The following is a 2,848-nucleotide window of genomic DNA, read 5'->3' as shown; positions in this document are numbered from 1 at the left end:
GTTTTTTCTAAGCTTGAATTAAGACCTGAAAACCCCAATATTCATTTCATCTATTATTAAGGAAGCGCTATGTTTAAAGCCTTATTTTTTCTTTTTATTGTTATCCCTATTGTTGAAATAGCCCTACTTATTCAAGTAAGTGAAGTGATTGGTGGCTGGAGCACCATTGCGCTTGTTATTGTAACCGCTTTTGTGGGTGCTAAATTAGTAAAGCAACAAGGCACTGATGCGTTAAGAAACGTGCAATTACAAATGGCGCAAGGGCAAATGCCTGCAGAAGAACTATTTGCCGGATTATGTGTGATTATTGCCGGTGTATTGTTATTAACGCCTGGCATTATGACGGATGTAATCGGCTTTCTATTATTAACCCCAGTTGTGCGAAAGCGTCTTGCAGCTAACTTAATGTCGCAAGCTAAGGTGAAAATGACCAATCCGCAGCAAGGTAGTGGCTTTTATTACTCATCTTTCACCCATACTCAGTCACCAGAGCGTGAGCAATTTACTGAAACTCATATTCATTCAGATAAGCCGTCTAATACATTAGAGGGTGAGTTTGAGCGAAAAGACTAAAAAATTTGCAATAAACCCCTTGGGATCTATTTTTTAATCCCCATAAATTGCATAACTAACTTTTTTGGGCCATTAGGCCTTATTTCTGAGATAGAAAATTAAATCAGGAGAAAAAACCATAATGAACATTCGTCCATTACATGATCGCGTTATCGTAAAGCGTCTTGAAGAAGAAACTAAATCAGCAGGCGGTATCGTACTTACAGGTTCGGCTGCCGAAAAATCTTCACGTGGTGAAGTTATTGCAGCGGGCAATGGCCGCGTGTTAGAGAACGGCGAAGTACGTGCACTAGAAGTTAAGGCTGGTGACACAGTTCTTTTCGGCTCTTACGTAGAAAAAACTGAGAAAATCGAAGGTCAAGAATACTTGATCATGCGTGAAGACAATATCCTAGGTATTGTTGGTTAATTTTTCGTTTTTAAATTATCGGTTTTAACAGAATTTTAAGGAGTTAAATCATGGCAGCAAAAGAAGTACGTTTTGCAGGTGATGCTCGCGCTAAAATGCTTGCGGGTGTAAATATCTTAGCAGATGCAGTTAAGGTTACGCTTGGCCCTAAAGGCCGTAACGTTGTTTTAGACAAGTCATTTGGCTCACCAGTAATCACTAAAGATGGTGTATCAGTTGCGAAAGAAATCGAGCTTGAAGACAAGTTCGAAAACATGGGTGCCCAAATGGTAAAAGAAGTTGCATCTAAAGCAAATGATGCAGCGGGTGACGGTACAACGACAGCAACAGTACTTGCACAATCAATCGTTAATGAAGGTCTTAAGTCAGTAGCCGCGGGTATGAACCCAATGGATCTTAAGCGCGGTATTGATAAAGCAGTTGCAGCAGCTGTTGAAGAGCTTAAAGCACTTTCAGTTCCATGTGCAGACACTAAAGCAATTGCACAAGTTGGTACTATTTCAGCTAACTCAGACACTGAAATTGGCGACATCATTGCAAATGCAATGGAGCGCGTTGGTCGTGAGTCAGGTGTTATCACTGTTGAAGACGGTCAAGCACTTGAAAACGAACTAGATGTAGTTGAAGGTATGCAGTTCGACCGCGGTTACCTATCACCATATTTCATCAACAACGCTGAGAAAGGTGTAGTTGAGCTAGATAACCCATTTATTCTACTTGTAGATAAGAAAGTATCTAACATTCGTGAGCTATTACCAACACTTGAAGCTGTTGCAAAAGCAAGCAAGCCATTACTAATTATCTCTGAAGATTTAGAAGGCGAAGCGCTAGCAACATTAGTTGTTAACAACATGCGTGGTATTGTTAAAGTTGCAGCGGTTAAAGCACCTGGTTTTGGTGATCGTCGTAAAGCAATGTTACAAGACATCGCAATTCTAACTGGCGGTACAGTAATCTCTGAAGAAGTGGGTCTTGACCTAGAAAAAGCACAGCTTGAAGATTTAGGTTCAGCTAAGCGCGTAGTTATCACTAAAGATGACACAACAATTATCGATGGTGTAGGCGAGCAAGGTGCAATCGACGCACGTGTTAACCAAATTAAAGCACAAATCGAAGAAGCAACATCTGACTACGACAAAGAAAAACTTCAAGAGCGCCAAGCTAAACTAGCTGGTGGTGTTGCAGTAATCAAAGTAGGTGCTGCTACTGAAGTTGAAATGAAAGAGAAGAAAGACCGCGTTGAAGATGCATTACATGCAACTCGCGCAGCGGTTGAAGAAGGTGTTGTACCAGGTGGTGGTGTTGCTCTAGTACGTGTTGCTAGCAAGATTGAAAACCTAACTGGTGACAACGAAGACCAAAACCACGGTATTAAAGTTGCACTTCGTGCAATGGAAGCACCACTTCGTCAAATCGTTTCTAACGCAGGTGATGAAGCATCAGTAGTTGTAAACGCAGTTAAAGCAGGTGAAGGTAACTTTGGTTACAACGCTGCAACTGGCGAATACAATGACATGTTAGAAATGGGTATTCTTGACCCAACAAAAGTGACACGTTCAGCACTACAATTTGCTGCATCAATTGCAGGTCTTATGATCACAACTGAAGCAATGGTTGCTGAAGTACCTCAAGATGCACCAGCAGCACCAGATATGGGCGGCATGGGCGGTATGGGTGGTATGGGCGGCATGATGTAGGTGCTACCCTCAAGTTACCAACTTGTAAAAAAAGCCAGCGCAATGCGCTGGCTTTTTTATTGCTATCAAAAAATTTATGAAAAATATTTTGTTAAGCGTATATTAAGACACTAGGACACATAATAATTACAAACATATATAGCGAGTAACAAATTTGATGCTTGCTTGG

At 41.1% G+C, this 2,848-nt stretch carries 3 protein-coding genes; all 3 read left to right on the top strand.

Annotated features, from left to right (window positions below):
* Positions 1-69: 69 nt before the first annotated feature.
* Positions 70-573 (top strand): FxsA family protein, encoded by a 504-nt coding sequence (locus ABYD77_RS18595; protein ID WP_372771586.1) that lies wholly within the window; start codon positions 70-72, stop codon positions 571-573.
* Positions 574-694: 121 nt separating this feature from the next.
* On the top strand, positions 695-982 hold the full coding sequence (locus tag ABYD77_RS18590) for a co-chaperone GroES (protein ID WP_372771585.1): 288 nt from the start codon (positions 695-697) through the stop codon (positions 980-982).
* 50 nt (positions 983-1,032) lie between these two features.
* Positions 1,033-2,679 (top strand): chaperonin GroEL, encoded by a 1,647-nt coding sequence (gene groL / locus ABYD77_RS18585; RefSeq protein ID WP_372771584.1) that lies wholly within the window; start codon positions 1,033-1,035, stop codon positions 2,677-2,679.
* Positions 2,680-2,848 lie beyond the last annotated feature (169 nt).

This window comes from Pseudoalteromonas sp., from assembly GCF_041629635.1.
Lineage (GTDB): Bacteria > Pseudomonadota > Gammaproteobacteria > Enterobacterales > Alteromonadaceae > Pseudoalteromonas.
Note: the sequence above shows the minus strand (reverse complement) of the source record. Positions and strands in the feature narration are given on the sequence as shown.